21 protein-coding genes and 1 other RNA gene are annotated in these 23202 nt (G+C 29.6%); 13 read left to right on the top strand and 9 right to left on the bottom strand.

Annotated elements, in window-relative coordinates; translation table 11 throughout:
• Window positions 1-302: 302 nt before the first annotated feature.
• The 5 genes from ald to AC1B00_RS08990 form a co-directional block, all read right to left on the bottom strand.
• Window positions 303-1415, bottom strand: coding sequence for an alanine dehydrogenase (gene ald, locus AC1B00_RS09010; protein ID WP_488849375.1), 1113 nt, complete (start codon window positions 1413-1415; stop codon window positions 303-305).
• Window positions 1416-1513: 98 nt separating this feature from the next.
• Entirely contained in the window at window positions 1514-2071 is a 558-nt protein-coding gene (locus AC1B00_RS09005) for a manganese efflux pump MntP (RefSeq protein WP_336611709.1), read from the bottom strand.
• Complete coding sequence (gyrA, locus tag AC1B00_RS09000; RefSeq protein ID WP_488849373.1) at window positions 2061-4652, bottom strand: DNA gyrase subunit A; 2592 nt, start codon at window positions 4650-4652, stop codon at window positions 2061-2063. Before gyrA ends, AC1B00_RS09005 begins: the two co-directional genes overlap by 11 nt.
• 39 nt (window positions 4653-4691) lie before the next feature.
• Complete coding sequence (locus AC1B00_RS08995; RefSeq protein WP_488849371.1) at window positions 4692-5255, bottom strand: ComF family protein; 564 nt, start codon at window positions 5253-5255, stop codon at window positions 4692-4694.
• Between the two features lie 60 nt (window positions 5256-5315).
• Window positions 5316-6245 (bottom strand): ribose-phosphate pyrophosphokinase, encoded by a 930-nt coding sequence (locus AC1B00_RS08990; RefSeq protein ID WP_336611706.1) that lies wholly within the window; start codon window positions 6243-6245, stop codon window positions 5316-5318.
• 182 nt (window positions 6246-6427) lie between these two features.
• Between AC1B00_RS08990 and AC1B00_RS08985 the strand changes: the two genes are divergently transcribed.
• The 6 genes from AC1B00_RS08985 to AC1B00_RS08960 are packed head-to-tail and all read left to right on the top strand — an operon-like array spanning window position 6428 to window position 11214.
• Complete coding sequence (locus AC1B00_RS08985; protein ID WP_488849368.1) at window positions 6428-8086, top strand: lactate permease LctP family transporter; 1659 nt, start codon at window positions 6428-6430, stop codon at window positions 8084-8086.
• 7 nt (window positions 8087-8093) lie between these two features.
• Window positions 8094-9035: a DMT family transporter gene (locus AC1B00_RS08980; RefSeq protein WP_488849366.1), complete on the top strand. Its 942-nt coding sequence runs from the start codon at window positions 8094-8096 to the stop codon at window positions 9033-9035.
• Window positions 9032-9916: a 3-deoxy-8-phosphooctulonate synthase gene (gene kdsA / locus AC1B00_RS08975; RefSeq protein ID WP_239816951.1), complete on the top strand. Its 885-nt coding sequence runs from the start codon at window positions 9032-9034 to the stop codon at window positions 9914-9916. The genes AC1B00_RS08980 and kdsA overlap by 4 nt, the downstream gene beginning before the upstream one ends.
• Window positions 9917-9918: 2 nt before the next feature.
• Window positions 9919-10389, top strand: a complete 471-nt coding sequence (ribH, locus tag AC1B00_RS08970) for a 6,7-dimethyl-8-ribityllumazine synthase (RefSeq protein WP_488849364.1) — start codon at window positions 9919-9921, stop codon at window positions 10387-10389.
• On the top strand, window positions 10379-10765 hold the full coding sequence (gene nusB, locus AC1B00_RS08965; RefSeq protein WP_239816953.1) for a transcription antitermination factor NusB: 387 nt from the start codon (window positions 10379-10381) through the stop codon (window positions 10763-10765). The genes ribH and nusB overlap by 11 nt, the downstream gene beginning before the upstream one ends.
• Window positions 10762-11214 carry a prepilin-type N-terminal cleavage/methylation domain-containing protein gene (locus tag AC1B00_RS08960; RefSeq protein ID WP_488849361.1) on the top strand — a complete coding sequence of 151 codons (453 nt, stop codon included), beginning with the start codon at window positions 10762-10764 and terminating at the stop codon, window positions 11212-11214. The genes nusB and AC1B00_RS08960 overlap by 4 nt, the downstream gene beginning before the upstream one ends.
• A gap of 167 nt (window positions 11215-11381) precedes the next feature.
• Here the strand turns inward: AC1B00_RS08960 and AC1B00_RS08955 are convergent, their stop codons facing one another.
• Genes AC1B00_RS08955 through AC1B00_RS08945 form a run of 3 tightly spaced genes read right to left on the bottom strand, consistent with a single transcriptional unit; the run spans window position 11382 to window position 14395 of the window.
• The gene (locus tag AC1B00_RS08955) at window positions 11382-12185 is read right to left on the bottom strand and encodes a Gfo/Idh/MocA family protein (protein ID WP_488849359.1); all 804 of its coding nucleotides are present in this window, start codon (window positions 12183-12185) and stop codon (window positions 11382-11384) included.
• The gene (locus AC1B00_RS08950) at window positions 12185-13303 is read right to left on the bottom strand and encodes a 5-methyltetrahydropteroyltriglutamate--homocysteine S-methyltransferase (RefSeq protein WP_488849357.1); all 1119 of its coding nucleotides are present in this window, start codon (window positions 13301-13303) and stop codon (window positions 12185-12187) included. The genes AC1B00_RS08955 and AC1B00_RS08950 overlap by 1 nt, the downstream gene beginning before the upstream one ends.
• A complete protein-coding gene (locus AC1B00_RS08945; RefSeq protein ID WP_488849355.1) occupies window positions 13304-14395 on the bottom strand; it encodes a DegT/DnrJ/EryC1/StrS family aminotransferase in 1092 nt (363 codons plus the stop codon).
• 142 nt (window positions 14396-14537) lie between these two features.
• Here AC1B00_RS08945 and putP point away from each other — a divergent pair, with 142 nt between their 5' ends.
• Genes putP through AC1B00_RS08925 form a run of 4 tightly spaced genes read left to right on the top strand, consistent with a single transcriptional unit; the run spans window position 14538 to window position 21030 of the window.
• Complete coding sequence (gene putP / locus AC1B00_RS08940) at window positions 14538-16037, top strand: sodium/proline symporter PutP (protein ID WP_488849353.1); 1500 nt, start codon at window positions 14538-14540, stop codon at window positions 16035-16037.
• A gap of 46 nt (window positions 16038-16083) precedes the next feature.
• Window positions 16084-18624, top strand: a complete 2541-nt coding sequence (gene alaS, locus AC1B00_RS08935; RefSeq protein WP_488849351.1) for an alanine--tRNA ligase — start codon at window positions 16084-16086, stop codon at window positions 18622-18624.
• Window positions 18618-19076: a hypothetical protein gene (locus AC1B00_RS08930; RefSeq protein ID WP_239816960.1), complete on the top strand. Its 459-nt coding sequence runs from the start codon at window positions 18618-18620 to the stop codon at window positions 19074-19076. Before alaS ends, AC1B00_RS08930 begins: the two co-directional genes overlap by 7 nt.
• A 4-nt stretch (window positions 19077-19080) precedes the next feature.
• Entirely contained in the window at window positions 19081-21030 is a 1950-nt protein-coding gene (locus AC1B00_RS08925; protein WP_488849377.1) for a penicillin-binding protein 1A, read from the top strand.
• 53 nt (window positions 21031-21083) lie between these two features.
• On the opposite strand, the gene AC1B00_RS08920 is transcribed toward AC1B00_RS08925, so the two are convergent.
• On the bottom strand, window positions 21084-21833 hold the full coding sequence (locus AC1B00_RS08920) for a histidine racemase CntK family protein (protein WP_488849349.1): 750 nt from the start codon (window positions 21831-21833) through the stop codon (window positions 21084-21086).
• A 52-nt stretch (window positions 21834-21885) separates the two neighbouring features.
• Here AC1B00_RS08920 and rnpB point away from each other — a divergent pair.
• The 3 genes from rnpB to AC1B00_RS08905 all read left to right on the top strand — a co-directional run bounded on the left by rnpB (window position 21886) and on the right by AC1B00_RS08905 (window position 23041).
• Window positions 21886-22210: RNase P RNA component class A (gene rnpB, locus AC1B00_RS08915), an RNA gene on the top strand.
• 17 nt (window positions 22211-22227) lie between these two features.
• The gene (locus tag AC1B00_RS08910; RefSeq protein WP_239816962.1) at window positions 22228-22596 is read left to right on the top strand and encodes a YbgC/FadM family acyl-CoA thioesterase; all 369 of its coding nucleotides are present in this window, start codon (window positions 22228-22230) and stop codon (window positions 22594-22596) included.
• Window position 22597: 1 nt separating this feature from the next.
• Entirely contained in the window at window positions 22598-23041 is a 444-nt protein-coding gene (locus tag AC1B00_RS08905; RefSeq protein ID WP_488849346.1) for a low molecular weight protein-tyrosine-phosphatase, read from the top strand.
• Window positions 23042-23202: the final 161 nt, after the last annotated feature.

Below are 23202 nucleotides of genomic sequence, written 5' to 3'. Positions count from 1 at the left end.
AATCTGTAATGAAGAATAAGTTTTAATAAACACTACATTAAAAAGCTAAAAGAAACTTCTTAAGTGAAGTTTCTTTTATTTTAGTATATATTTTTAATAAAGAATTTGAAATAGGAATTAGACTTTAATTTGTTCTAAGCACTCATAAGACTATTTTTAAAATTTAAAAATAATGCAAATGAAGTTTGTATTTAATTTAAATTTGCGTAAAAATAAATCAATACTTTTAATTTAATGCGGTCAAAATATTATTTTTAAATTCCTATTTCAAATTCTTTTGGAATTTGAAATAGGAAATTGAGTTATTTTGCAATGAAATTATTAGGATTAAAATATTCTAAATTAAATGCTTCTGCAACACCTTCATGAGTACAATGGCCTTTATGAGTATTTAATCCATGTCTTAAGCTCTCAAAACAAGTAATAGCTCCAACTACTCCCAAGTTTGCTATTTTTATACCATAAGGAGTTGTTGCGTTTAATAAAGCTAAAGTAGCTGTTTTTGCTACTGCTCCTGGCATATTAGCAACTGCATAATGAATAATTCCATCTACTTCATAAATAGGATTTGTGTGAGTTGTTGCACGGCTTGTTTCAAAGCAACCCCCTTGATCTATCGCAACATCAACAATTACTGCACCTTTTTTCATATGTTTTAAATGTTTTCTTGATAATAATTTAGGGGTCTTTGCACCAGGAACTAAAGCTGCTCCAATAACCACATCAGCATCTTTTACGCTATCTAAAATATTTGTAATATTACTATAAAGTGTAGTGATTTTGCCGTTAAATACATGGTCAATATAATCAAGTCTATTTGCATCACGACCTAAAATTACAACTTCAGCACCCATTCCAAAAGCAAGTTGTGCAGCATTTAATCCAACCATACCACTTCCTAAAATCACAACCTTACCTTTTTTAACCCCTGTAAGTCCGCTAAGAAGCATACCATTACCACCATAAGTTTTCTCAAGATATTTACAGCCTTGAATAACTGCTAAACGACCTGCGATAGCGCTCATTGGAGCTAGACAAGGTAAGCTTTTTCCTTCTTGAATAGTTTCGTATGCAAATGCTGAGATTTCTTTTTCTATAAGCATTTTTGTAAGCTTTTCATCTGCTGCAAGATGTAAATAAGTATATAAAATTTGCCCTTTTTTAAAGAATTTATATTCACACTCAATTGGTTCTTTAACTTTAACAATCATTCCTGCTTTATCAAAGATTTCTTCTTTTGTTAAAATTTTAGCTCCAGCTTTTATATATTCTTCATCACTTATATCAATTCCAGCCCCTGCTTTGCTTTCTACTAAAACTTCATGTCCATGATTAATATATTCAACAACATCTAAAGGTGTTAACCCAACTCTATATTCTTGGTCTTTAATTTCTTTTAAACAACCTATTATCATAAATACTCCTTCTAAGTTAAAGGAGTATGATATATAAAAATAAAAAATCTAAAAAGAAATTTTTTAAAAAAATATGAAAATTGTTACAATTTTACAAGTTATATATCTTCTAATATATGCACAATAACTATTTTGCAAGCTAAGAATAATAAAAGCAAACTTCCTATGGGTTGTAAAATCTTTTTGTTGGCCTTAATTTTACTAATTAAAAAACTTGAAATACACATTAAAAATGTAATGCTAAAAATTAAAATAATAGACATTAACAAATCATATTTTAATGAAAAAATCATAAGTCCAGCACCTAAAGCATCAATACTTGTAGCAATACTTAGCATAAATAAAGAAAAATAATTTATATTAATTTCTTCTTTATTTTCATCTAAAAATTCTTTAAATAACTTATAAGATAAAAAAGCAAAAATAAAAAATATTAAATAATGATCAATTGCTTGAATTATCTTCATATATTTTGTATTTAGATAATAAGTTATGTAATAACCTATAATAGGCATAAAGGCTTGAAAAAACGCTGCTAAAGAGCTAAAAACAATTAATTTTTTTATATTGTTTCGTAGCACCAAGCATATACTAAGTGCTACGAAAAACGCATCTATTCCTAAAGAAAAGGCTAAGATGATTAAATCAATTATCATCAAATAGCCCTGTTTCTTCTTCTACAACTTCTTCTTCGTCTTCTTCTTTAGGACATTTTGCAATACTTACAACCTCATCGCTTCCAACATTTACAACGATAACGCCACTTGTATTACGCCCTGCTTTTCTAATACTTTGCATATCAGTTCTAATCATCTTACCACTACTTGTAAGTGCCATTAAATCCATAGTATCATCAACGATTACAATACCTACTAAGTCTTTAGTCTTTTGAGTAAGTTTCATACAAATTACACCTTTACCACCACGACTTTGTAAGCGATATTCACCTGCATCAGTTCTTTTTGCGATACCTTTTTGGCTAACGCTTAAAATCTCTTGTTCGTTATTTTCAATCACAACTGCACCTATTACACAATCATCTTTTTCTTTAAAGCGAATTGCAGTAACACCACGAGCTACACGACCAATTTGGCGAACTTTTGTTAGTGGGAACTTAATACACATACCTTTTTTAGTAGCTACAAAAATCATTGTTCCAACATTTTGATTTTCTTCATTATTTTCAGTATTTTCTTCGTTTTCTTCAATGATTTCTACATTATTTTCAGTATTTTCTTCGTTTTCATCAACTTCTACTATCTCACTAGCATCATTATATGCTATTAAAACGCTTACTAATTCATCATTTTCATCAAGGTTAATTGCTCTTACTCCAACTGAACGAATATTGCTATATTCACTTAAATTAGTGCGTTTAATTAAACCATTTTTCGTAAAGAACGCTAAAGATTTTTCATTACTAAAATCAGTAGTTGGAATAATCGCCATAATTTTTTCATCAGGAGATAGATTAATTAGATTTACAACAGCTTTTCCTTTTGCTGTTCTACTACCTTCTGGGATTTTATAAACTTTTAACCAATATAACTGACCTTTATTGGTAACAAACATTAGCGTATCGTGTGAGTTTGCTGTAAAGAAGCTTTCAATAAAGTCATCATCATAAGTAGTAACTGCAACCTTACCTTTACCACCACGCTTTTGTTTTTCATAAGATTTTGTAGGAACTCTTTTAATGTATCCACGATGAGTAATTGTAATTACCATAGGCTCATTTGGTATTAAGTCTTCTACATCTATTTCATCATAATCATCAACGATTTCTGTAATTCTTGGAACTTTATATTTATGTTTAAGTTCTAATAATTCATCATTAATGATTTCTTCAATTTTTTCTTCGCTTTTTAAAATAGCGTTTAATCTTTCAATAGTAGCTAATAATTCTTTTAACTCTTCTTCAAGTTTATCACGCTCAAGACCTGTTAATCTGCTTAGTCTCATTTCTAAAATAGCACTAGCTTGAACTTCGCTTAAAGCAAATTTATTCATCAAGCCTTCTTTAGCACTTGCTGTATCTGCACTTGATTTAATAAGCGCAATAACTTCATCAATATTATCTAATGCAATTTTTAAGCCTTCTAAAATATGGGCTCTCTTTTTAGCTTGTTCTAGTTCATAAATTGTTCTTCTAATAATTACTGTTTTTCTATGATTTAAGAATAAATCAAGTAATTCAATTAATGAAAATACTTTAGGCTCTTTATTATGAATTGCAAGCATAATAACACCAAATGTAGTTTCCATTGTGGTGCTTTTAAATAAGTTATTTAAAACTATTTCACTCATTGCATCACGCTTTAGCTCAATTACAAGGCGGATTCCATCTCTATCACTCTCATCTCTTGTTTCACTAATGCCTTCTATTTGCTTTTCTTTAACAAGCTCTGCAATTTGCTCATGAAGTCTTGCTTTATTTACTTGATAAGGTAATTCATCAATTACTATTAATTCTTTATTGCCTTTTTGCTCTATGTGAGTTTTCGCTCTTACTTTTATTCTACCACGACCTGTTTTATAAGCTTCAATTATTCCTTTTTTACCAAAGATTATTCCACCGGTAGGAAAATCAGGGCCTTTGATAAATTGCATTATTTCTTCTACTGAAGCGTTTTTGTTTTTAAGTAAATATAAAAGTCCATCAACTAATTCATCTAAACTATGTGGCGGAATATTAGTTGCCATACCAACAGCAATACCACTAGAACCATTTAAAAGCAAGTTTGGAACTCTAGTAGGTAATACATCAGGTTCAAACTCTCTTCCATCATAGTTTGGAACAAAATCAACTGTATCTTCATCAATATCTTTTAATAAATCTTCAGTTAAATCACTCATTTTAGCTTCGGTATAACGCATAGCAGCAGCACCATCGCCATCAACTGAACCAAAGTTACCTTGTCCTTTAATAGTTGGATATCTCATAGAAAAATCTTGAGCCATTCTAACTAAAGCATCATAAACAGCAGTATCTCCATGTGGATGGTATTTACCTATTACATCACCCACTATACGAGCTGATTTTACAAATCTTGTTCTAGCACCAACTTCTGGCTTATTCATAGCATATAAAATTCTTCTATGAACAGGTTTTAATCCATCTCTTGCATCAGGTAATGCACGACCTATAATTACTGACATAGAATAATCTAGATAACTTGTCTTAATACTATCTTCAATATCTACAATAGTAATTTCACTATTATCAAATAAATTCATTGTGTTCCTTTAAGTTAAAGATTTTTTTATACTAGCAAACTAAACTTTCGCATCGGCTAATACAACGGCAAAAAGAACATTTATTTTTGCTTTTTTAAGCACTGCGTGAGCTTGTTTTAAAGTCTCACCTGTTGTAATAATATCATCTACTAAAATCACAGGTTTATCAATATTTTTCAATAATTCAAAATTTCTTTTATTTTTCTTTCTAAAAGCAAGGCTTTTACCTTTATAAACCACCTTGTTTTTAGCCTTAATCACATTATAACAAGGGATAATATTATTTGCTTTCATATTTTTTAACAAAATCGCTGTATGTGAATAGCCTTCTTTTATATCATCATCTAAACCTATCGCATAAGCTAATTCGTTTTTAAATCTAAATCTTTTATAAGAATATGAAGCTAATTTATTTAAAATAAAATACCCACTTATGTAGTGTTTATGACTTAAAAGATTTTTAATTTTTGAATATTTATAAAAACTTATAACTTCTAATCCATCATCTAAAATTCTTCTTTTACATTCAAGTTGTTTAAATTCTTTTTCACATTTAGAACAAAATATTTTAAATGTTGGCTTTAAGCAGTTATAACATAGCATATTTAACTTTTAAGCACCGAAAATTACTCGGTGCTTTTGTGTAAGAATTTGAAATAGGAATTATGAAAATAATCCATTCACGCTTTCATTGTGATAAACACGGCGAATTACTTCTCCAAACAATGGTGCAACGCTTAAAATTGTTATTTTTTTGCATTCTTTTGCAAGTGGTATTGTATCAGTTACTATTAATTCATCTAAAGCACCATTTTCTATTCTATCGTATGCAGCTCCACTTAAAACTGGATGAGTACAGCAAGCAATTACACTTTTTGCACCTAATTTCTTAAATACTTCTGCAGCTTTAACAATAGTTCCAGCAGTATCAATCATATCATCAACAATAATTACATCTTTACCATTAACATCGCCAATTACATTCATAACTTCACTTTCGTTTGCTTTTTCACGGCGTTTATCAACGATAACTAAATCTAAATCAAGTGCTTTTGCAACACTTCTTGCACGAACAATTCCACCTGTATCAGGGCTTGCTACTACGGCTTTACTTAAATCTCTTTGTCTTAAGTGTTCGTTAAAAATAATACTTCCATAAAGATTATCAACAGGAATATTAAAAAATCCTTGAATTTGTCCTGCGTGTAAATCAATTGTAGCTACACGACTAATTCCTGCAGTTTGCATTAAATCAGCAACTAATTTTGCACTAATTGGAACTCTTGGAGCTGCTTTTCTATCTTGTCTAGCATATCCAAAATATGGAACCACAGCTGTAATTGAATTAGCCGAGCTTCTTTTTAAAGCATCGCTTAAAATTAATAATTCCATTAAATTATCATTTGCAGGAGCACAAGTGCTTTGGATAATAAAAACATCTTTACCACGAACACTTTCTCCTATTTGAACGCTAATTTCGCCATCGCTAAAGCGTTTAATCCCTGCATCACTTAATCTGCAATCTAATCTTTGAGCAACTTTATTTGCAAAATCAAGATTAGCAGAGCCTGAAAAAATAGTATAACCTCTCATAAAATAACCTTTCAAAAAAATAATTACTAAAATATTTTAACAAAAAAAACTTATAAGTTAATTTGTTACAAATTGTAACAAGTTTTAAATTTAATTACTTTTTTACCTATGTATTTTATTATTCTGTGCTAAATTAAGCCTTTTATTTTAAAATACCTTAAAACTTTATTGAAAGGAAAAACATGGAATTTACACCTAACTTTAATCCATTAGGTAATATTTGGTTAAGTGCTTTTGTTGCATTCTTACCAATATTATGCTTCTTCCTTTGTCTTGTTGTATTTAAGACAAAAGGTTATGTAGCAGGATTTTTAACCGTTGTTGCAGCTATTTTAGTAGCTGTTTTTGCATACAAAATGCCTGTAAATGCAGCATTTGCTAGTATTATAGTAGGATTTACTACTGGTATTTGGCCTATTGCTTGGATTATTATTGCAGCTATTTTTCTTTACAAATTATCTATTAAATCAGGACAATTTGAAGTAATTAAGCAAAGCATTATGACAATAACTCCAGATCATCGTATCCAAGTAATCATCATTGGATTTTGTTTTGGAGCATTCCTTGAAGGTGCTATTGGTTTTGGTGGCCCTGTTGCAATTACTGCAGCACTACTAGTAGGACTTGGACTAAGACCTTTACAAGCTGCTGGATATTGTATGATAGCAAATACTGCACCTGTTGCTTTTGGTGCTATTGGAGTTCCAATTCTTGCTATGGCAGGTGCTTTAGGGCTTGATCCACACCCAATTTCTCAAATGGTAGGAAGAATATTACCTCCACTTAGTTTTTGTGTTCCATTCTTTATAATATTCTTAATGGATGGCATGAAAGGTATTCGTGAGACTTTCCCTATCGTATTCGTTGCAGCAGCATCTTTTGCAATAGCTCAATTTTTCTCATCAAACTTTTTAGGTGCAGAATTACCTGATATTATTTCAGCTGTTGTTTCATTAGTATGTACAACTGCTGCTGTAAAAGCATTTAAAATTAAAAATATTGTAAGATTTGATGGTAAAACTGATTTTAGTGATGTAAAAACTCTTAGCTTAGGCGAAGTTGTTTATGCTTGGTCTCCATTTATTTTATTAATTATCTTCATTGTTGTTTGGACACAACCTTGGTTTAAATCTTTATTTGGAACTGATGCAGCTTTAGCATTTACAAACCTAAAATTATCATTTGCTAGTTTAGGTGATTTAGCAGTAATTAAACCATCACTTGTTGAAGGTGGTAAAGCAGGAACTCAAGCACTTAGCGTAGGAATTCCATTAATTAATACTCCAGGAACAGCTATTTTATTTGCTGCAATTGCAAGTATTTATATTCTAAAAGTAAAAGTTGATGATGCTAAAGTTTGCTTTAACGATACTTTAAGAGAAATGGCTTTCCCTATTTTAACTATTGGTTTAGTTGTAGGTTTTGCAAAAATTACTGATTATAGTGGAGCAAGTGGAACATTAGGAATTGCATTATCGCAAACTGGTGGAGCATTTACATTCTTCTCACCTATTATTGGATGGATTGGAGTGTTCTTAACAGGTTCTGATACAAGTGCAAACCTTTTATTTGGTTCATTACAACAAGTTACAGCTCATCAATTAGGCTTTGCTGATTCATTATTCTTAGCGGCAAATAGTGCTGGTGGTGTTGTTGGTAAAATGATTTCTCCACAAAGTATTGCAGTTGCTTGCGCTGCTGTTGGACTTGTTGGACGCGAAAGTGAGTTATTTAAATATACAATTAAATACTCAATTGCTATGATTATCTTAATAGGTCTTTGGGTAAGCTTTATAGCATACTTTATGCCTTATATAATTCCAGCAACTAAGGTTTTATGATAATTAAATGAAAAAATTTAGAAAAATTATCAGAAAAAATCTTGGGATTTATTTTATGGTAATTGCTAGTTTTGCATTTGCACTCATGGGGTGCAGTGCAAAACTACTTGCAAATGATATGCCTAGTGTTGAGATTATGTTTTTTAGAAATGTAATCGGAGTAATTTTTATCGCTTATTTAATTTATAAAATTCCACATAAAAAATCAGGTGGTAAGTTTTTTTTATTGTTTTTTCGTGGTCTTATTGGAACAATCTCTTTATATTTTTTCTTTTATAATGTTGCAAACATTTCTTTAGGTGGAGCTTTTGCTTTTCAAAAAACAAATCCTTTATTTGTTGCACTAATTGCGTTTTTGTTTTTTAAAGAGCAACTAGGAATTAAAAGTATTTTATATTTATTTTTAGCTTTTAGTGGGGTTATGTTAATAATTCAGCCACTAGCACCAGAACACTTGCATACTGGTTTTGATATAAAAAACTCAATTTTAGGAGTTTTAAGTGGTCTTACAGCAGCTCTAGCTCTTACAAGTGCAAGAGAACTTGGAAAATATTATAATACCGAAGTTATAGCGTCGAGTTTTTTTATATTAGGAACTATTTTACCTATATTATCAATGCTTGGTGGAGAATATTTAGATCCTGATTTGATTAAGCATTTTGATTTTGCTTTTGCAAAATTTGTAATGCCAAATGATTTTAAATTATGGATATTGATAATTTTAATGGGAAGTCTTTCAATTGTATATCAAATATATGTTACAAAAGCCTATAAAGCAGCTAAAAAAGCAGGGGTTGTAGCAGGAGTTGGTTATATTGATGTTGTCTTTACATTATTACTAGGGATACTTTTAGGAGATGATTTACCAAGTTTAATGGTTTTAGCGGGTATAATCTGCGTTTTAATAGGCGGTATAGGAATAAGCTTAAGTAAGGATAATAAAAAATGAGAAAAATTATATTATTTGCAGGACCTTGCGTTATAGAAAGTCCTGAAGTTGTTATGGAAGTGGCAAAAAGATTAGAAAAAATAGCTAAAAATCCACAAATTGATTTTTATTTTAAATCAAGTTTTGATAAAGCAAATCGCACAAGTTTAGATAGTTTTAGAGGGCCTGGACTTGAAAAAGGTTTGCAAATTTTAGCTGATGTAAAATCTAAATTTGGTTATAAATTAATAACTGATATTCACGAAAGTCATCAAGCTAGCATTGCAGCCGAGGTTGTTGATACACTTCAAATTCCTGCGTTTTTATGTAGGCAAACGGATTTATTAGTTGCAGCTGCAAAAACAAAAGCTATTATTAATATTAAAAAAGGACAATTCTTAAATCCAAACGATATGAGATATAGTGTTGCTAAGATTGCACAAACTAGAGGATTTAACTATACAACTAATGATGAAAGCTTTTTTGCAAGCTCTGATTTAGGTGAAAGAGTTTATAATGATTTAGCTGATAGTGATTTCTCACTTGCTCACCAAATGGCAAGAGAAGCTGGTATTTTAGTGGTTGAAAGAGGCACTAGTCTAGGATATGGTAATTTAGTTGTTGATATGAGATCGCTTAAAATTATGAGAAATTTCGCACCTGTTATTTTTGATGCAACTCATAGCGTTCAAATGCCTGGAGCTGCAGGTGGAAAAAGCGGTGGAGATAGCTCTTTTGTAATGCCACTTGCTCGTGCTGCTGCTGGGGTTGGTGTTGATGGATTTTTCTTTGAAACACACTATAATCCAAAAGAAGCTTTATGTGATGGACCTAATATGATAGCAACTGATGAGCTTGAAGCAAAGGTTAATTTATTATTAAAAATACTAAATAAAGGATAATTATGAATATTATTGAAGGAAAATTGAAATTAAATGGCAATGAAAGATTTGCAATTATAAATGCTAGATTTAATAGTTTTATTACTGATAAATTAGTTGAAGGTGCAAAAGATGCTTTTGTTCGTTTTGGTGGGGATGAGAGTAAGCTTGATTTAATACTTGTTCCTGGTGCATTTGAACTACCTTTTGCATTAAAGCAAGCTGTTAAACAAGGATATGATGGAATAGTTGTTCTTGGTGCTGTAATTCGTGGAGATACACCTCATTTTGACTATGTAGCAGCAGAATGCACCAAAGGAGTTGCAGCAATTACTCTAGCAAATGATACTCCTATTAGTTTTGGTGTACTTACCACTAATACAACAGAACAAGCTATGGATAGAGCAGGAATTAAAAGTGGTAATAAAGGCTATGAAGCAATGGTAACTACTATTGAAATGCTAAACCTAAAAAGAGTTCAAAATGGCAACTAGACATCAAGCTAGAATGACCGTTGTAAGTTTGCTTTATTCGTTTGATTATGTTCAAAATAGCGAACATGTGAATGATTATTTAGAAGAGCATAAAATTAGAAATGCTATTCGTGAATGGGCGTTAGAATTATTTAATGGAGTTCAAAATAATTTAAGCAAAATTGATGAATGCTTAAAAGGTATTTTAGAAAGCAATGAAGTAAATAATCTAGGCGGAATGGAAAAAGCTATATTAAGACTTGGGGTTTATGAATTATTATTTACAAAAACAGATAAAGCAGTAATTATAAATGAAGCAATAGAACTTGCAAAAGAATACGCAAGCGATAACGCACCAAAGCTTATAAATGGTGTTTTAGATAAGGTAAGGGCTTGAAAAAAGCTTTTACCATAATTGAGCTAATTTTTGTAATTATTATAATCGCAATACTTGCTTCAGTTGTGATTTATAAAATAAGCATCATTAGAGATGACGCATATAATGTAGCTCAAGTTAATAATTTTAAAACCTTAATAAATGATTTAAATACTTATTATGTAAGTAAGGGTGATTATTTTAAAGATGATGAAGGTATAAATATCTCAAAAATGACTAATGTAGGTAATAAACATACTCATTATTACGAATTTAATTCAAGTGATAATAAGCCTTGCTTTATACTTATGTTTGTAAAAGATGAATTATATATTCAACCGGCTTTCAATCCTAAGAAATTACCTAGAGCTTGCAAGCAATTGCATGAAATGTTTTTAAGCTATAATATAGACTTCTTAAAAGACGATTATAAAGCACTTTTATTTTCTCATAAAGACAAAACAAAATAATCAAATTCCTATTTTAAATTCCAAAAGAATTTGAAATAGGAATTAGTTTTATAAAATTGTAATTCCGAATTCAAATTCTTTTTATTTTAATGATAATTTTGTGTAAAAATTTACTTCTCAAATTCCTTTAAATATACAAAAAAAATTAAAGGAATTTGAAATAGGAATTATAAAATTTGTTGAGTATAAATAGCATCATCTACGCTTGCTAAATATCCTAAATTATTTGTTTTTATGTAGTTAATAAATTCATCTTGCTCTCTTGATAAACTTGAATGGCTTTTAAGTTCCATTACAACTTCATCTTTAATCAATTTTGAGTTTAAAAAGTCTAGCTCGTAGCTTGAAACATTAGTATTAATAAATGCTTTTCTAATTCTACTATTAAACTCCCACGAAGCTAAAATATCAAGATTATTAGAATTAAGCTTAATTTGCGTGCAAGGATTATTAATCTTGCTTATATTAAACTCAGCTTTAATTCCAAAAAAATTAGCCAAATCAATATCATGAACGCAAAGGTCTAAATCAACTCCAACATCACTAATTCTTGCTGGTTTTTTAGATGCTCTTATAAAACTTGCATATTTTATCTCTTCGCCTTGACTTTGTTTTAAAAACTCTAAGCTAACAGGATTAAATCTTTCACAAAAACCAACAGCAACATTTACCCCACTTTGCTTAATTGCGTAAGCTTCATCTAAATTAAAGCTAAGTGGCTTTTCTATTAATATATATTTTACTTTTTCACTTAATTTTAAAAATACTTCATAATGATATTTAGTAGGAACTACAATAATAGCTCCATCAATTTTATTGCTTAATAATTCATCTAAGTTAGAAAAATAAAGCTCATCTTCTATCCATTCAGGCTTTATCACATCGTAACAAAATAAATTTATATCTTTTTTTCTAAGCTCGGTATAATGGTTTTTTCCCATTACACCAAGCCCAATTAATGCTATATTCATTAAAATCCTTGATTTTCTAAAGTTTCATTTAATTTATTTAATAAATTAATTTTTTCCCATTGAGTTGCCACATCAATCTCATTTCCTTCTTCAGTAGAGCTAAAGCCACATTGTGTGCTAAACTCAATCTGAGAAGATTTTAGATATTTTTTAGCTTCAAATGCTCTTGATACCAACTCATCTAAACTAGGACTTTCTTTTACTTTCGTAGTTAAAAGCCCTATAACTACTGTTTGATTTTTAATATATTCTAAAGGTTCAAATCCACCAGCTCTATCGCTATCAAATTCTAAGAAAAACTTATCTATATTAAGCTTTGCAAATAATTCTTTTGCTACTTTAATATATCCACCACTTGCACTAAAATGGCTTCTATAGTTTCCTCTACAAATATGAATTGCTGTTGTAATATTTTTTGGCATAGTTTCTAAGCTTTTGTTTAAATACTCTACATATTCTTTGGTGCATTCATCTGCGTTTAGACCATTTTTTTCTAAATTTGCTCTAAAATCATCATCACAAAACGAACCAAAGCTAACATCATCAAGTTGTAAATAAACCCCACCTACTTTGCTAAATTCATTATAAAAATCTTCGTAAGCTTTTAAAATATCAGCTTTAAGCCTTGCATAATCTTTGCCATAATATTCAAATTCCACATTAAATCCACCCCTAATAAATAGCATATAAATAAACATTGCTGGGCTTGGAATTGTAAGTTTTAAGCGATTTGTGTCTATATTTAGCTCTTTTGCAATCTGCACTAATCTTGCAAAATCTTTTATAAAAGGATGGTCTTTACACTCAATTTTGCCAACTATTTTTACGCCTTCTGCTCTTGTTTCAATACCTTTAAATACATAGCCTTTTTCTTTAATAATCTTAATAACCCCACTAAATCCCCAATAAAAGTCTAAATGCCACCAAGAGCGTCTAAATTCTCCATCGCTTAAATAATAAACATTATTTTTATCACACTCAAGTAGCAATTCTTTAATACACTCATCTTCAATAACTCTAAGTTCTTCTTGACTTATTTTTCCATTTGCTAAGTCACTTCTTGCAGCCTTTAATTTCGCAGGTCTTAAGAATGAGCCTACTTGGTCTAATTTTCTCATTTATTCTCCTTTATTAAAAATTTCAATTATTTTTTCTTGATCCTTTATATCTAAAAATGCCGAAAATGGCAATGATAAAATCTCATTAGTTACATCTTCGCAAACTTTAAAATCTTTTTCATTATATTCTAAATATTTAAAACAAGGTTGTTTATAAAGAGCGATAGGATAATGAATAGCTGTTGGAATGCCATTTTCATTGAGCTTTTTAATCACTAAATCTCTATTTTTAACCCTTACGCTATATTGAGCCCAAACGCTTAAATAATTAGCCTTTACTTGTGGAGTAATGCAGTTTTTTAGATTTTTACTATAAGTATTTGCTAAATTAACTCTTTTTGTAATTTCTTCATCAAAATACTTTAATTTTACATTCAATACTGCAGCTTGAATTGCATCAAGTCTTGCATTTAAGCCTATAATTTCATGCTGATATCTTATTTCACTTCCATGATTTATTAGTAATTTTACTTTTTTAGCTAATTCATCATTATTAGTAAAAATAGCACCGCCATCACCATAACAGCCAAGTGGTTTTGATGGGAAAAAACTAGTTGTACTAATATCAGCAATATTACAAGAAAATTCTCCTAAATCATTTCTAGCCCCAAAGCTTTGTGCTGCATCTTCTATTAAATAAAGATTATGTTTTTTACATATCTTTTTCAAAGAATTTAAATCAGGCATTTGACCAAAGATAGAAATAGCTAAAATAGCTTTAGTTTTAGGACTAATCTTTTCTTCAATTTTGCTAATATCAAGGTTATAATCAACATCACTAATATCAACAAAAACAGGCTTAGCACCTATTAAGGCTATCATTTCAGAGCTTGCAATAAATGTAAATGGGCTAGTAATTATTTCATCGCCTTCTTTAATACCTAAAGCTTTTAAAGCTATATATAAAGCGCTTGTTCCATTTGAGCATGAATATGCGTATTTTGATTTTACAAAATTAGCTAAGTTTTCTTCTAATAAAGCAACTTCAGCCCCACCTATAAAACTTGAATTATTTAATATATTTTGAATTCTTTCATCAATTTCGTTTTTGTATTTTAAATATTGAGATTTTAAATCACAGAATGCTAACATATGTTGTCCTTAAAAAATAAAAGGCTAATTGTATTTAGATAACTTAAATTGTAAGTAAAATAAGCTTTTAAAAATTAAATTTTTGTTTTAAATGATTTTTAAAAATTTTTTTATATATTAAAACTTTTGCAAAAGGAAAATAATGAGTAATTTAGAAAATATTGAACTTAGTTTGCCTATCATAATCGATTTTATTGCTTATAGCTTGCTTATGATAGGAATTGGCGTTTATTTTAGAAGAAAAAACAAAACTTCTAGCGATTATTTTGTAGGAAACAAAAGCTTAGGTCCTGTCTTATCAGCTCTTAGTGCAGGTGCATCTGATATGAGTTCTTGGCTACTTATGGGCTTACCTGCTGCTATTTTGCTTGACGGATTAGCAAAATCATATATAGCAATAGGACTTAGCATAGGAGCTTTATTAAACTGGCTATTTGTTGCAAAAAGACTTAGAATTTATACTGATATTAAACAAAATTGTATAACTATTCCTGATTTTTTTGAAACTAGATTTGATGATAAAAGTGGAGTATTAAGAATAATTTGTGCCTTCGTAATACTTATATTTTTTACTATATATATTTCAAGTGGCTTTGTAGCTGGTGCTAAATTATTTGAAGAAGTATTTAATATAAATTATTTTTATGGGCTTTTTATAATAACTTTTATAATAGTAACTTATACTTTTTTAGGTGGATACAAAGCAGTTTGTTGGACTGATTTAATTCAAGGCTTACTTATGATGCTAGCTTTAGTAATTATTGCTGTTGTTATGCTTAAAGCATTAGGTGGAGTAAATAATACAATAGAAATTATTGAAAAAGTAGGAACAAACAATAATAAAAACTATATTTCAATGAGCCAAAATACAATGTTTATAATCTCATCTTTAGCTTGGGGTTTAGGGTATTTTGGACAACCTCATATTCTAATAAGATTTATTTCTATAAGAGATATTAAAGATATTCCAGTAGCAACACTCGTTGGTATTTCTTGGATGGTTATATCGTTATTTGCAGCTATTATGATAGGATTTTTAGGTATTGCTTATTTAGATGAGTTTAAATTAAACTTGATGGATAAAGATAGAATTTTTATTCTAATGAGCCAAATATTATTTAATCCTTGGGTAGCAGGAGTTTTACTTAGTGCAATACTTGCTGCTATTATGAGTACTGCTAGTTCTCAACTTTTAGTATCAAGCTCTGCTATTGTTGAAGATTTTTATAAAAAAGTTTTAAAAAGAAATGCAAGTAATGAAAAAATTATGTTTTTATCAAAACTTAGTGTTTTAGCAATTTCTTTTATTGCACTTTTAATATCATTTGATAAAAACTCAAGCATAATTGATATTGTAGCTCATGCTTGGGCTGGGTTTGGTGCTTCATTTGGTAGTGTTATTTTATTTGCTTTATTTTGGAAAAAAACTTCAAAAATTGGTGCAATTAGTGGAATGAGCTCTGGAGCTATTTGTGTTTTAATATGGGAAAATCTAAAAGATTTTGGTGGTATTTTTGAACTTTATTCAATTATACCTGCATTTTTAATTGCAAGTATTTTTATAATAATTACATCTTTAGTTTTTAAAACAAGCAAAAACAATAAAGAAACTTATGAAAAAATGTTAAGCAATATTCAATAAGTTAAAAAAAATTGATATGATTTAAGAAAATTTATAAGGATATAAAATGGATATAAGAAAAGAATATTTGGATTTTTTTGCAAGTAAAGGTCATGAAATTACCCCATCAAGTCCGCTTGTTCCTGATGATGCGACACTACTTTTTGCAAATGCAGGTATGGTTCCTTTTAAGAGTATTTTTACAGGTGAAGTGCCACGCCCAAATCCACCTAGAAAAACAAGCTGTCAAACATGTATTCGTGCAGGTGGAAAGCACAATGACTTAGATAATGTTGGTTATACTGCAAGACACCATACATTTTTTGAAATGTTAGGAAATTTTTCTTTTGGTGATTATTTTAAAGAACAAGCTATTGCTTATGCGTGGGAGTTTGTAACTGAAGTTATAAAATTACCTAAAGATAGGCTTTATGTAACAGTTCATGAAAACGATGATGAAGCTTATAATATGTGGCAAAAACATATTGACAAAGAGCGTATTTATAAGTTTGGAGATAAAGATAATTTCTGGCAAATGGGTGATACTGGTCCATGTGGTCCATGTAGTGAGATTTTTTACGATCAAGGTGAAGAAAATTTTAAAAGCGATGAAGATTATATGGGTGGAGATGGAGATAGATTCCTTGAGATTTGGAACCTAGTTTTCATGCAATTTGAAAAGCATTCAGATGGAAGCATGACAAAACTACCAAAACCTAGCATTGATACAGGAATGGGGCTTGAGCGTGTGAGCGCTATTAAAGAAGGAAAATTTAGTAATTTTGATAGCTCGTTATTTATGCCAATAATCAATGAAATTGCAAAACTTGCTAATAAGACTTATGAGTATAAAAGTGGTGCAAGTTTTAGAGTAATTGCTGATCATATTCGTTCAGCTACATTTTTATTAGCTCAAGGTGTAACTTTTGATAAAGAAGGAAGGGGCTATGTTTTACGCCGCATTGTAAGAAGAGCTTTAAGACATGGATATTTGCTTGGCTTTAAGAGTGCATTTATGTATAAATTAGTAGATGTTGTATGTGAATTAATGGGTAATCACTACACATATTTAAATGAGAAAAAATCTTTTGTAAAAGAACAATTATTAAGCGAAGAAGAAAGATTTTTAAACACAATTGAAAATGGAATGAATATATTTAATGAAGAGCTTAAAAATACAAAAGATATTTTTAGTGGTGAAGTAGCATTTAAATTATATGATACTTATGGTTTTCCGCTTGATTTAACTCTTGATATGCTAAGAGAAAAAAATCTTAAAATTGATGAAGATAAATTTAATGAATTAATGGCAAAACAAAGAGAATTAGCTAAAGCAAACTGGAAAGGTAGTGGAGATAAAGCAACTCACGGAGATTTTAAAGAGCTTTTAGATAAGTTTGGGGTAAATGAGTTTGTTGGCTATGAAAATACTGAAATTAAAGCAAAATTATTAGCTGCTTTAGATGAAGAATTTAAAATAGGAATTAAGAGTAAAAAAGCTTGGTTAATGTTTGATAAAACTCCGTTATATGCTACAAGTGGTGGACAAAATTACGATTTAGGTAGCATTTATAAAAATGATAAATTAGTGGCAAATGTGCTTGAAGTTGAAAAGTTTTTTGATATTAATTTAGCTTTAGTTGAAATTGTTGACGAGTTTAATATAAATGATGAATTAATAATCAAGATTGATACCGAAAGAAGAGCAGAGATTGCAAGACATCACAGTGCTACTCACTTATTACATTACGCATTAAGAAAAGTTTTAGGCGAAAATGCAACTCAAGCAGGTTCATTTGTAGATTTTAATAGACTTAGATTTGACTTTAACTTCACTCGTTCATTAAGCGAAGATGAATTAAAGCAAATTAGTGATATTGTAAATGATATGATTTATAAAGCTGATGATGCAAAAATACAAATAACTGATATTGAAAGTGCTAAAAAATGCGGTGCAATGGCATTATTTGATACAAAATACGGCGATAAAGTAAGGGTTTTAAGCTTAGGAGATAGCATTGAACTTTGTGGTGGAACTCACGTTAAAAATACAGCTGTTATTGGAGATTTTATTATTCTTAAAGAAAGTGGTGTAAGTGCAGGTGTTAGAAGAATTGAAGCAATAGCAAGCAAAGCAGCTAAAGAATATACAAAGAATTTAATTTCGGAATTTGAAAACATTAAAAAAAGCCTAAAAACTAATGATATTTTAAAAAGCGTAGAGAGTTTAAAAGCTGAAATTAAAGAACTAAAACAAGCTTTAAAAAACGGCTCAAATAATTTAAATAATGAAGTAATAAACGGAGTTAATGTTTGTGTAAGTGAATTTAATGGTTTTGATATTAAAACAGACATCGATGAGTTTAAAAATAAATTTGATAAAGCTGTGATTGTTTTAATATCAGGCAAAGACGATAAAGTAAGCATAGCAGTTGGTTCAAAAAATACAAATATTAAAGCTGGGATTTTAGCTAAGCAAATCGCACAATTTTTAGGTGGAAACGGCGGTGGTAGAGATGATTTCGCTACTGCAGGCGCAAAAGATACTAGCAAATTAAACGAAGCTTTAGCTTTAGCAAAAGATGAGATTAAGAAGGCTTTATGCTAGGGCTTGATAGCTTAATTTTACCATATATACATTTATTAGCAGGCATTTGCTTTATAGGTCTTCATATAGGCATTAGGGCAAATGCTAGTTTTTATTTATGTGAAAACGAAGAAGATTTGCAAAAAACTTTAAAAAATTTAAAAAAACAAATCTATGCTTTTTTTATCTTAATGGCGATAATGGCTTTTAGTGCTGTTTTTGTTATGATAAACAATAGTAATGACCCGTTATTTAGCACTTTAGCTTCTACGCAATGGTCGCTTTATGCTTTTGCTACACTAAACTTATTATATATTTATTATCAATTTATTTTATGTGAAAAAGAAAAAGAAAATAAATTATTAGTATGTAGCGAAAAAATTGCATTAATTGTTTATTATTTCATACCATTAAACATTTTGATTTCTTGTATAGGTGTATTATTTGCTTTGCTAATAAGCACGATGATTTAAGGAGATTTTATTGAAATATTTTGTTTATTTTATAGCTATTTGTGGAATTATAGGTTGCTTAATTTTAGGATATTTTCTAAATGTAGTAGAAAGCAAGGATATTGATTATAAGGAATTTGATTTAGACCTTACAACTCAATTTTATGATAGAAATGGCAATCTACTTGCGAATGTATTTAATGAAAACAGAGCTTATGCTAGATTTGAAGAAATTCCACCAAGGCTTATTGAAGCATTAATTGCTATTGAGGATACTAGCTTTTTTGAGCATGAAGGAATTAATATTGACGCGATTTTTAGAGCAATCATTAAAGATATTCAAAAAGGTCGCTTAGCAGAAGGTGCATCAACCCTAACTCAACAGCTTGTAAAAAACCATTATCTAACAAATGAAAAGAGTATTAAAAGAAAAATAAATGAAGCACTAATTAGCTATGAAATTGAAAAAAACCTAACAAAAGAGCAAATTTTAGAAAGATATCTAAACTTTATCTTCTTAGGGCACGGATATTATGGGATAAAAACAGCTGCAGCTGGATATTTTCATAAAGAATTAGATGAATTAAGCCTTAAAGAAATGGCAATGCTAGTAGGCTTACCAAAAGCACCAAGCACTTATGATCCAACAAAAAGAATAGATTTATCACTTTCTCGTGCTAATGCAGTGCTTAAAAGAATGTATGATTTAGGTTGGATTAGCGAAGCTGAATATAAACAAAACGTAGCTTTAAAACCTATTGTATATGATGAGAGTTTAACTCAAAATAAAGCTCCTTATGTTGTAGATGAAGCTATAAGACAGCTTCAAGCAATGGGAATAAATGATATTAAAACAGGTGGATATAAGGTTGAGCTTAGCATTGATTTAGATACTCAAAAAATCGCAGAAGAAGCTATTAAATTTGGTTATGATGAGCTTATTAAAAGAGATAAAGATATTGATTTAAACCAAATAAATGGTGCAATGATTGTAACTGAGCCAAAAAGTGGAGATGTTTTAGCTTTAGTTGGTGGGGTTGATTATTATAAGAGTAATTTTAACCGCGCTACTATGAGTAATAGACAAGTTGGCTCAAGCTTTAAGCCTTTTGTATATCTTAGCGCATTAAATCTTGGCTACTCACCTGCTAGTGAAATAGCAGATATTGCAAGAGTTTTTGAAACTCGTGATGCTCAAGGCAAAAGAATGATATGGAAGCCTAAAAACTACGGAAGAGATTTTAATGGTTTAATTACCTTAAAAGAAGCCTTAACTAAGAGTAGAAACTTAGCTACAATCAACCTTTTATTAGATACAAGCCTTAGCTATGTTCATCAAACAATCACAAAATACGGCTTTACTAATGTTCCACAAGATTTATCAATAGGTCTTGGCTCATTCGGAGTTAGTCCTTATGAATACGCTGAGCTTTATAGCATTATTTCAAACTACGGAACAAAGCAACCTATTAAACTAATTACAAAAGTAACTGATAAATTTGGTAATGAAGTTAAACTAGAAACTAAAGAAGCAGTTGAGTTTGTAAAACCTGAGCAAACTTATTTAATGATAGATATGATGAAAAATGTTGTTGCAGCTGGAACTGGTGGCGGTGCTAGAGTTGCAGGAATTGAAATAGCAGGTAAAACAGGAACTTCAAATAAAAGTATAGATGCTTGGTTTGTAGGCTTTACTCCTAGTATTCAAGTAATTACTTGGTATGGAAATGATAATAATAAACCTATGAAATATTACGAAGGCGGTGCTAGAACTGCCGCTCCTGTATTTAGATACTTTATGCAAAAATACTTAGCAGCACATCCAAATATTAAAAGAAATTTTGATATTCCAAAAGGTGTAAGCAGAAGAGTAATAGATGGTAAAGCTTGGTTTTATACTGATAAATCTCCTTTACCAAAAGCTAGCAGAAACGATATCTTAAAACAGCAAGAAGAAGATGGATTAATGTTCTAAAGAGCTTAAGGCTCTTTAGTTAAATTCTTAAAGAATTTAGAATAGGAATTAGCTTAAGTAATATCTTCAATAATTGAACTAATCTCAATCAAATCATCAACTTTTCTTAAAAACAAATACTCATTTGATGGTTGTTTTAAAGCTAAATAATCTTTATTTAAAATCTTATTAATATATAAAAAGCTAGAAAAACTTCCACTCCCACAAGCGCTCTCGTAAAATAAAGTTTTTATATCTCTTACCCACACAATAGGCTCTAAGCAATTATTATGTAAATACATAAAACCACAAGCCTTTTTATCCAATAAATTATGCTCTTTAAAATAAGAATAAGCATATTCTTTTAAATCAATTTTATTTAAATCTAATTCTTTAGTATAAACAACATGAAAAATATCGCCTAAATCAACGAAGTATTCATAATCACTAATTTTATTAATCTCATAATTATCGCTAATTCTCATATAATAAAATTTTTTATTTTCATATTTTTGCTTAAGTTCGCTTTCTTTTATAAAAGAATTATCATTAATTCCACATTGATATTCTTTATCATTCATTTTAATAATTGTTTCTTTTGTATCATCAAAATCTAAAATAAATTTTGCTGCACACCTTAAAGCATTAAAACAAATCTCTCCACCTGCCATTCTAAGCTTATTCATAAATATAAAACCAACCTGCTCTACATCTTTATGCTTAGCTAAAATCTCATCATTTATTTGCTTAAAATCTAAATCATTGTAACCAAAAACCAAAGCTGTGGTATTTCCTGCTGGGTAATGTAAAACATATTTATACATTTTTGCTCCTTTAATTTTCTTTATCTTAAACAAGCTTGGTTAAAATGGCGTAAGAGTATGGTGGATAATCGCTTTTAATTAAGAGGAAAGTCCGGGCTGCAATAAGATAAGGTTCCATCTAACAGATGGCTAGGGCAACCTAAGGGAAAGTGTAACAGAAAACAGACTACTAAGAAATTAGTAAAGGTGAAACGGCGGGGTAAGAGCCCACCAGTGATTTTGCAAGGAAAAGCAAATCAGCTTATAAACCCAACCTGCAGCAAGAAGGGGTGGTTTTAATCTTATATTTTTTACCCTTCGCTAGAGTGCTATTGTGAAATAGCAAGTAGATAAATGATTATCCAAGACAAAACCCGGCTTATAGCCATACTCTTTACTTACAAAAGGAAATAACATGCAAATTAGAGTTTATTATGAAGATACTGATTGTATGGGAATTGTCTATCATACAAATTATTTAAAATATTGCGAAAGAGCTAGAAGCGAATGGTTTTTTGCAAATGAAGGTAAGAATTTTTTAGAAAACAATCCTTTTGCATTAAGAGAAATAAAAGCAATTTACAAAGCTCCTGCAAAATTAGGAGATATTTTAGAAGTTAAAAATATTCCTATGGGATTTGATAAATACTGCTTAGAATTAAAACAAGTTATTTATAAAGATGATAAAGCAATTTTTGAAGCTATCGTAAAATTAGTTCATGTAAAAGATGGAAAACTAGCTCCGATTGGTAAAGATTTACAGGATTTTTTAAATGGAAAATAAAATGAAAATTATGTTTGTTTGTTTAGGTAATATTTGTCGCTCTCCTATGGCTGAGTTTGTTATGAAAGACTTAGCAAAAGATAAAAATTATATAATCTCAAGCTCAGGAACTGCAGGTTATCACGACGGAGAAGATATGCATGATGGAACGAAAAAACTTCTAAAATCAAAAAACATAGCTTGCAGTGGTTTCGTATCTAAAAAGCTTAGTTTAAAGCACTGCGAAGAGTTTGATTTAATACTTACAATGGATGAGAGTAATTACAATAATGTAATTTCAGCATATCCTGAGTTTAAAGACAAGGTAAAGCCTATTTGTAAATATTGCGATTTAGGTTATAAAAATGTTCCTGATCCTTGGTATACAGGTAATTTTGAAGAAGTTTATATAATTTTAAACAATTCTTGTAAAAATCTATTAAAAGAGCTTGAAAACACAAAGTAATTCCTATTTCAAATTCCTAAAAAATAAAAGAATTTGAATTAGGAATTTGCTTTAAAGTTTATTTTTAATACTTGAAAAAATATTCTTAAAAAGTTTAGAAATTAGCTTTTTAATTAATGCTTTTTCTTCTATAAAATCTAAATATTTTTTAGTAATTCCTA

The sequence above is a fragment of the Campylobacter sp. DY7 genome (assembly GCF_057802535.1).
The sequence above is the reverse complement of the archived record's forward strand: the minus strand, read 5'-3'. Positions and strand labels throughout refer to the sequence as shown.

Coding starts and splice junctions, on each gene's coding strand:
- ald (WP_488849375.1), bottom strand. CDS start 1,415: ATGATAATAGGTTGTTTAAAAGAAATTAAAGACCAAGAATATAGAGTT.
- AC1B00_RS09005 (WP_336611709.1), bottom strand. CDS start 2,071: ATGATAATTGATTTAATCATCTTAGCCTTTTCTTTAGGAATAGATGCG.
- gyrA (WP_488849373.1), bottom strand. CDS start 4,652: ATGAATTTATTTGATAATAGTGAAATTACTATTGTAGATATTGAAGAT.
- AC1B00_RS08995 (WP_488849371.1), bottom strand. CDS start 5,255: ATGCTATGTTATAACTGCTTAAAGCCAACATTTAAAATATTTTGTTCT.
- AC1B00_RS08990 (WP_336611706.1), bottom strand. CDS start 6,245: ATGAGAGGTTATACTATTTTTTCAGGCTCTGCTAATCTTGATTTTGCA.
- AC1B00_RS08985 (WP_488849368.1), top strand. CDS start 6,428: ATGGAATTTACACCTAACTTTAATCCATTAGGTAATATTTGGTTAAGT.
- AC1B00_RS08980 (WP_488849366.1), top strand. CDS start 8,094: ATGAAAAAATTTAGAAAAATTATCAGAAAAAATCTTGGGATTTATTTT.
- kdsA (WP_239816951.1), top strand. CDS start 9,032: ATGAGAAAAATTATATTATTTGCAGGACCTTGCGTTATAGAAAGTCCT.
- ribH (WP_488849364.1), top strand. CDS start 9,919: ATGAATATTATTGAAGGAAAATTGAAATTAAATGGCAATGAAAGATTT.
- nusB (WP_239816953.1), top strand. CDS start 10,379: ATGGCAACTAGACATCAAGCTAGAATGACCGTTGTAAGTTTGCTTTAT.
- AC1B00_RS08955 (WP_488849359.1), bottom strand. CDS start 12,185: ATGAATATAGCATTAATTGGGCTTGGTGTAATGGGAAAAAACCATTAT.
- AC1B00_RS08950 (WP_488849357.1), bottom strand. CDS start 13,303: ATGAGAAAATTAGACCAAGTAGGCTCATTCTTAAGACCTGCGAAATTA.
- AC1B00_RS08945 (WP_488849355.1), bottom strand. CDS start 14,395: ATGTTAGCATTCTGTGATTTAAAATCTCAATATTTAAAATACAAAAAC.
- putP (WP_488849353.1), top strand. CDS start 14,538: ATGAGTAATTTAGAAAATATTGAACTTAGTTTGCCTATCATAATCGAT.
- alaS (WP_488849351.1), top strand. CDS start 16,084: ATGGATATAAGAAAAGAATATTTGGATTTTTTTGCAAGTAAAGGTCAT.
- AC1B00_RS08930 (WP_239816960.1), top strand. CDS start 18,618: ATGCTAGGGCTTGATAGCTTAATTTTACCATATATACATTTATTAGCA.
- AC1B00_RS08920 (WP_488849349.1), bottom strand. CDS start 21,833: ATGTATAAATATGTTTTACATTACCCAGCAGGAAATACCACAGCTTTG.
- AC1B00_RS08910 (WP_239816962.1), top strand. CDS start 22,228: ATGCAAATTAGAGTTTATTATGAAGATACTGATTGTATGGGAATTGTC.
- AC1B00_RS08905 (WP_488849346.1), top strand. CDS start 22,598: ATGAAAATTATGTTTGTTTGTTTAGGTAATATTTGTCGCTCTCCTATG.